6 protein-coding genes are annotated in these 6,405 nt (G+C 73.2%); 2 read left to right on the top strand and 4 right to left on the bottom strand.

What is annotated here, in order from left to right; translation table 11 throughout:
- Positions 1-1,642 (top strand): MFS transporter (locus HYV14_17475; GenBank protein MBI2387779.1); only part of this gene is annotated, 1,642 nt, incomplete at its 5' end.
- On the opposite strand, the gene HYV14_17470 is transcribed toward HYV14_17475, so the two are convergent.
- From HYV14_17470 to HYV14_17455, 4 genes are read right to left on the bottom strand one after another with little or no spacing between them, the layout of a single operon-like run.
- Entirely contained in the window at positions 1,639-2,076 is a 438-nt protein-coding gene (locus tag HYV14_17470; GenBank protein ID MBI2387778.1) for a response regulator, read from the bottom strand. The two genes, HYV14_17475 and HYV14_17470, sit on opposite strands and share 4 nt — an antisense overlap.
- Positions 2,069-3,370: a hypothetical protein gene (locus tag HYV14_17465; protein ID MBI2387777.1), complete on the bottom strand. Its 1,302-nt coding sequence runs from the start codon at positions 3,368-3,370 to the stop codon at positions 2,069-2,071. The genes HYV14_17470 and HYV14_17465 overlap by 8 nt, the downstream gene beginning before the upstream one ends.
- Positions 3,367-4,176, bottom strand: coding sequence for a hypothetical protein (locus tag HYV14_17460; GenBank protein MBI2387776.1), 810 nt, complete (start codon positions 4,174-4,176; stop codon positions 3,367-3,369). The genes HYV14_17465 and HYV14_17460 overlap by 4 nt, the downstream gene beginning before the upstream one ends.
- 7 nt (positions 4,177-4,183) lie before the next feature.
- On the bottom strand, positions 4,184-5,344 hold the full coding sequence (locus HYV14_17455; GenBank protein MBI2387775.1) for a hypothetical protein: 1,161 nt from the start codon (positions 5,342-5,344) through the stop codon (positions 4,184-4,186).
- Positions 5,345-5,441: 97 nt separating this feature from the next.
- On the opposite strand from HYV14_17455, the gene HYV14_17450 reads away from it, so the two are divergent.
- Complete coding sequence (locus tag HYV14_17450; GenBank protein MBI2387774.1) at positions 5,442-6,404, top strand: ROK family protein; 963 nt, start codon at positions 5,442-5,444, stop codon at positions 6,402-6,404.
- Position 6,405 lies beyond the last annotated feature (1 nt).

The raw sequence follows: 6,405 nt of genomic DNA, 5'->3' as shown, positions 1-6,405 counted from the left end.
GGCCGCCGTCCCGGCGGGCCCTCGAGCCGGCCCCTCGCCCGCGGCGGCGCGCGCTCTCGCCGCGCCCGGGCTCCGCCCGGCGCCGGCCGCCGCTCCGCGGGAGAAAGCGGCCCCCGAGGCCGGCGTCGCCGGACGGGTCGCGGTCCTCTCCGAGTCCTCGGCCCAGGCTCTTGAGCGGGTCTCCTCGGCCGCGTCCTCCCGCGCCGACCTCAAGCGCTCGGGAGAGGAACTCGAGGGCATACTCAGCGGCGAACCGCTCCGGCGCCCCGCGGCCGGGGACGGCGCGGTCCTCGCGCCGGAGTCCTCTTCCGCCGGGCCGGGGCTGCGCCCCGCCGCGGACCCCGCGGGCCGGCCGGCGGCGCCGGCGGCGGAGCCCGCCGCGCCGATGCCGGACATACCGGCCGAGGCGCGCAGCGGCTTCCGCCTTTACGCCGCCGGCATCTCCGCCGTCAAGGCGGGCATCGAGGCCCTCAACCTCGTCGTGCCGACTTTCCTCCTGACCCAGTTCGGCGCGGCCAGCATCGTCGGCGCGCTCTTCCTGTCGGCGCAGCTCGCCGGCCTCGTGGCCGGCTGGCTCGCGGGCCCGCTCGTGGACCGCTTCAGCCCCGCGAAGGTCCTGGCCGGGACCGCGGTCCTGCAGATCGCGGCCATCGGGTCCATCCCGCTCGCCTTCGCCTTCGGCGCCACGCTCGGCCTGCCGGTGATCTTCGCCCTCTTCACCGTCAACGGCTTCCTCGGCGGCGCGTTCGACATCGCCCGGCGCGCGGCCCTGCCCCGGATCCTCGGCCGCGACGAGCGGGTGCTCAACGCGCACAACGCGAAGATCTACGTCACGCGCGAGCTCGCCGCAATGGCCGGCATATTCGGGACCGGCTTCCTGCTCGAGAAGCTGGGCTACCTCGCGACCCTCGGCATCCATCCCGCCGCCTACGTCGTCGCCGCGCTGCTCTTCGCGCGCCTGGCCTTCCGCCGCGGAGAAGCCGCTCCGCCCGCCGCGAAGGAAAAGCCCTCCGGTCCGTCCCGGAAGGCCGGCGTCCTCGAGGCGCTCAAGGGCCTCACGCGCGGGGCGCGCTTGGTCTGGTCGGACCCGGAGCTGCGGCGCGCGGCCCTCTTGAACGTGCCGGTCATCACTTTGCACAACCTGTTCCATCAGATGCTGGCGGTCGTGTACGCGGCGAAGGTCCTCGGCTCGCCCGCGTCCGCGGCGATCCTGCTCGGAGCGTGGAACCTCGGGGAGTTCGCCGCGGCCCTGCTCCTTCGCCGTCAGGCCGCGCGCCGGAGCGAGGACGCCAAGCTCGGGCCCGCCTGGCTGCGCTACGCCGCGGGCGCCGTGCTCGGCTCGTGGCTGCTGTGGCTCTTCCCGAGCGTCTGGGTCGCCGCCCCCGTCGTCTTCCTGATGGCGATGGCCATGCTCGGCAACGAGCTCGGCCTGGCGTCCTACTTCCAGTCCGCGGCCTCCAAGGAGGACGTGGGGGCGGTCACCGGCTTCGTCTACTCGTTGGCGACCACCGTGGGCATGGTCGCCCTGCTCGCGATGGGCTGGGTCTTCGACGGCTTCGGCGGGGCCGCGGGCATCCTCGTCCTCGCGCTCGCCTTGAGCGCCGCGTCCGTCTTCTTCTGGCTGTCCTCCCGCCGCCGCTAGACCTCGATCCGGGGCAGCTTCACGATCGTCAGCCAGAACTCGTCGATCACCTTGATGATGCGCTGGAACTGCACGAAGTCGACGGGCTTGGTGATGTAGCAGTTCGCGCCGAGGTCGTAGCACTTGAGGATGTCCGTGTCGGCCGCGGACGTCGTGAGCACGACCACGGGGATCTTCTTGAGGACCGGGTCGGCCTTGAGCTCCTTGAGCACCTCCCGTCCGCTCACGCGCGGAAGGTTCAGGTCGAGGAGGACCAGGTCCGGGACCGGCGCGTTCTCGAACGGAGGCTGCCTCCGCAGGCGCTTGAGGGCGTCCTCGCCGTCCGGCGCCACGGCCATGCTGACGATCACCTTGGAGTCCTTGAGGGCCTCCTTGGTGAGCAGCACGTCGTCCTCGTCGTCCTCCACCAGCAGGACTTCCAGGGGCTTATTCATGTCTTACCTCCTTCTTATGCGGCGGGTTCGCGGCGCCGAGCGTGAAAAAGAAGATCGAGCCCTTCCCGGGCTCCGACTCGACCCAGATGCGCCCGCCGTGGCGCTCGACGACCTTGCGCGCGATGGCCAGGCCGATGCCCGTGCCGGGATAGGCCGCGGACGAGTGCAGGCGGCGGAACATCTTGAAGATCTCCCCGGCGTACTTCTTCTCGATGCCGATCCCGTTGTCGGCGACGGCGAAGACCCACTCGTCCCCGGCCCGCCGCGCCGAGACCCGGACCACGGGCGGCTTGTCGCCGCGGAACTTGAGCGCGTTCGCGATCAGGTTCTGAAAGAGGCGCGCCAGCTGGTCGGGGTCCCCGGTCACCGCCGGCAAGGTCTCGACGACGACCTCGCCTCCGGCCTCCTTGCGCTGCGCGTCGAGGTCGGCGAGGACGGCGCGCAGCAGCGCGTCGATGTCCGCGCGCACGGGGGCGAGCTCCCGCGAGCCCGCGCGGGAGTAGGCGAGCAGGTCCTGGATGAGGCTCTGCATGCGGTCCGTGCTCCCCGTGATGCGGCCGATGAAGTCGTCCGCCTCCGGGTCGAGCTTCCCCTTATAGCGCCTCGCGAGGAGCTGGGCGAAGCCCGTGATGCGGCGCAGCGGGGCCTGCAGGTCGTGCGAGGCGATGTAGGCGAACTCCTCGAGCTCGCGGTTGGAGCGGCTGAGATCCTCGGCCCGCGCGGCCTCGCGCGCGAGCGCGTGCATGCCGGCCGTCAGCCGGCGGATGATGAACATGCCGCTGAGCAGGATCCCCGCCGCGAACAGCCCGTTGAGCCCGAGGAAGACGACGACCTGCCACGCCAGCGCCCCGCGGAAGTCGCTCGTGTCCATGAGGACCTCGACGCGGCCGACGGGAGCGTCGGCGGGGCGCGCGCCGGGAACGGCGACGGGCGCGACCGTCGCGATGAGGCCGCGGACCGGCGCCCCGGCGCGGTCGTAGCGCGCCCATTCGACGCCGCGCTCGTCGAGGATCCTCAAGGAGGCGAGAGCGGTCTGGCCCTCGTAGTACGAGGCGACTCGGGCGAGCTCGTCCTTGTCCTCCAGGCTCAAGGGCACGTAGGCGGCGCGGGCGGCGGCCGAGGCGATGACCTCGCCGCGCTGCGCGCGCGAGGCCTCGAGCAGGCCGCGCATGCGCAGCGCGGAGAGCGCGGTGGAGCCTCCGCCCAGGAGGACGGTGAGCAAGGAGAACGCGAGCATGAGCCGGCGCGCGAAGGCCTCCCAGCGGAGCGCCTCGCCGGTGGTCGGGGCGCTCATCGCGGCGCCTCCGGGACGGCGACGCCCCAGCGCCGCGCGAGGACCTTGTTGAAGACGAGCCGCCCGCCGGGGACCTCGGCCGGCGAGGCGTCCGGCGCGGCTCCGGCGGCCGCCGCGTTCGCCACGCCTACGGCGTGGCGGACGAGGGCCGCGGGGTCGCTCTCGGCGCCGAGGAAGGCGCCGCGCGCGACGCTCCCGGCGCCGGGAGCGATGAGCGGGATCCTCTTGGCCAAGGTGCGCTTGACGAGGTACTCGAAGGCGGCGCCCTCGGTGAGGGCGGGCGCGCCCAGGATCCACACCGCCTGGGCGGTCGGCAGGGCGGCGGGCAGGGCCGCGGGCAGGTCGCGGAGCCTCTCGACGCGGACGGCGGCGAGCTCGACGCCGGACTGCCGCGCGCGCGCGCGCAGGCTTCCGAAGACCTTCTCGTAGCCCGCCATGTGCACGACCGCGACGCGGCGCCAGCCGGCGGAGCGGGCGAAGGCGATGACCTGTCCCGCGTCGTAGGGCGTGACGCAGTGGACGGAGACGCCGTCGACCTCGCGGTTGATCCAGCCGCAGGCCCCGTCGCCCGCGACGGCGGCGACGACGCGGTCCGAGGCCTGCAGGGCCGCGAGGAAGCGGCCCTTGTCGATGGGGTCGGCGAGCTCGACGCGGTCGAAGTCCAGCACGCTCACGTCCTTCGCGGCGTGCGCGGCCGCGGCGGCCGCCTGCTTGCCGCCGGCGACGACCAGAGCGACCTTGGCCGCGGCGGCGGGGGGCGCCAGCGCCAGGAAGACCGCGGCCGTCAAGCCCGGGGCTCGCCTCATCGCGGCCTCAGAAGGTGATCACGACGGCGGCCTGGATGAGCCGGCCGTCCAGTATGATGGATTTCGTCGTGGTCGGGACCGAGTAAAAGAGGTAGAGCGCCTCTCCCTTGACCGAGACGTTGTCGTTGACCGCCATGTTCGCGCCGCCCGAGTACGAGCGCAGCACCTCTCGGCCGGGGCCTCCGCCGGAGCGGGCGGTGTGGTAGTCCTCGAAATGCCCCCAGCCGACGACCTTGCGCTCGCCGACGGTGAAGAGCGGGTGCGAGGCGGTCACGAAGGCGCCGTGCGTGGACCAAGCCGTCGAGTGCAGCGACTGGGCCATGCCCTCGTCGCCGGTGGCGTGCAGGTGCAGGTACTCGGCGAGGAGGTCGAACTCTCCGGGCGTCCAGTGGGCGTGCGCGCCCGCCATCTGCAGGACGCGGCGGTTCTGCTGGTCCCACGCCCCGCGGTAGTAGGACGCGCCGACCTCTCCGTCTCCGGCGCGCGAGAAGGCGAGCTGGCCGCCGAAGGCGACGTCCTTGTTGTTGTTCCCGGCGCCGAGGTTGCCGCTGAGCGCGAGGCCGCCGGGCAAGGAAGGGTTGCGCAGAGCGCCGGTGCTGCCGGCCACGCTGCCGTAGCCGTTGACCGCGTAGGCGCGCGCGTCCAGGCCCCAGCCGCTCTCCAGCTCGAAGCGCCGCGTCAGCACCGCGCCGGCGTCGGCGATGGGCAGTCCGAGGATGCCGCTGACGAAGATCGGGGCCGAGATCTCGACGCGCTGGAAGGGATAGAAGCGGCGGCTGTTGTAGTAGTTGAAGGGCAGGTTCACCCGTCCCGCCTGCAGGCGCGCGTCGCCCCAGGGCAGGGCCGCGTCGAGATAGGCGTATTGGATGCGCGTCTGAGCGACCGTGTTCCCGACGTTCCGGAAGGTGAGGTCCATGAGGAAATCGACGTCCTCGCCGACCTTCGTCGTCGCGAACAGGCCGACGGCGTCGAGGCGGAAGCCCCGCGCGATCAGGTTCCCCTCGGGGGTCGTTGCGAGCACCGCCGCGGGGCCTCGGACTTGGAGCTGGGTGTCCGCCGGCATCAGCAGGCTGCCGTAGCCCGTGAAGGCGACCTTGGCCGCGGCCGCGGGGGCGAGGAGCGCGGCCGCGGCGGCGGCGGCCGTGAGTCGGAGGAGGAGGCGCCTCATGTTCTCCTTAGCGTAAGCTCACGCCGGCATGGCCGCCATGCGGCCGTTGTCAGCGTTGTCAGCGGCGGAGCGGCGGGCGGTGTGCTAGAATCCGCCCATGGCCAAGAAGTTCTTCGTCGGCGTGGACGTCGGCGGCACCAAGATCGCGGCGGGGCTGGTGACGCCCCGGGGCGAGATCCTCGGCTGGGAGAAGGCGTCCACGCCGCGCGCGAGGAGCGCCGGCGAGGTGATGAAGGTCATCGTCCGCGCGGTGCGCGACGTGATCTCCGACGCGGGCCTCAAGCCCCGCCGCCTGCGCGGCATCGGCATCGGCGTGCCCGGCCTGGTGGACTCCTCGAGCGGCAAGGTCCTCGTCGCGCCGAACCTCCCCATCGCGGGCCATCCGATCGCGGCGGAGCTGGAGCGGCGCTTCGGCGTGCCCGTGGCCCTCGGCAACGACGTGAACCTGGGCGTGCTCGGCGAGGCCTGGCGCGGCTCCGGCCGGGGCGTGGAGGATCTCGTCGGGATCTTCCCGGGCACCGGCGTCGGCGGCGGCGTGATCTCCGGCGGCCGCCTCATGCTGGGCGCCAACGGCGCGGCGGGCGAGCTGGGCCACATCGTGCTGGACCCGAAGGGCCCCAAGTGCGGCTGCGGCGCGCGCGGCTGCCTGGAGGCCTACGCGAGCCGCACCGCGATGGAGCGCGACATCCGCGCCGGCGTCAAGGCGGGGGAGAAGACCGACGTCGTCGCGCTCAACGGCGGCTCGCTCGATCAGATCAAGAGCAAGGTCCTCGCGCGCGCGCTGCGCCACCGCGACCCGCTCGTGACGCGCGTCCTCCGCGCGGCCGCCGAGCGTCTCGGCGACGGCTGCGTGAGCGTCCGCCACTGCTTCGACCCCGCGCTCATCGTCCTGGGCGGCGGCGTGATCGAGGCCTGCGGCGACTTCATCCTGCCCATCGTCAAGCGCCGCCTCGCCGCCGACCCGTTGTTCAGGAAGATCGGCGCCTGCAAGGTGACCCGCTCCCGCCTCGGCGACGACGCCGTGGTGCTCGGCGCCGTCGCGCTCGCGCGCGGGCGCTGAC

The organism is Elusimicrobiota bacterium, assembly GCA_016182905.1.
In the GTDB taxonomy this organism is placed as follows: domain Bacteria; phylum Elusimicrobiota; class Elusimicrobia; order UBA1565; family UBA9628; genus GWA2-66-18.
This window is presented reverse-complemented; position numbering and strand designations above follow the sequence as displayed.

What these genes read in the sequence shown, in the direction of transcription:
- HYV14_17470 (MBI2387778.1), bottom strand. Translation starts at nt 2,076, where the DNA reads ATGAATAAGCCCCTGGAAGTCCTGCTGGTGGAGGACGACGAGGACGAC.
- HYV14_17465 (MBI2387777.1), bottom strand. Translation starts at nt 3,370, where the DNA reads ATGAGCGCCCCGACCACCGGCGAGGCGCTCCGCTGGGAGGCCTTCGCG.
- HYV14_17460 (MBI2387776.1), bottom strand. Translation starts at nt 4,176, where the DNA reads ATGAGGCGAGCCCCGGGCTTGACGGCCGCGGTCTTCCTGGCGCTGGCG.
- HYV14_17455 (MBI2387775.1), bottom strand. Translation starts at nt 5,344, where the DNA reads ATGAGGCGCCTCCTCCTCCGACTCACGGCCGCCGCCGCCGCGGCCGCG.
- HYV14_17450 (MBI2387774.1), top strand. Translation starts at nt 5,442, where the DNA reads ATGGCCAAGAAGTTCTTCGTCGGCGTGGACGTCGGCGGCACCAAGATC.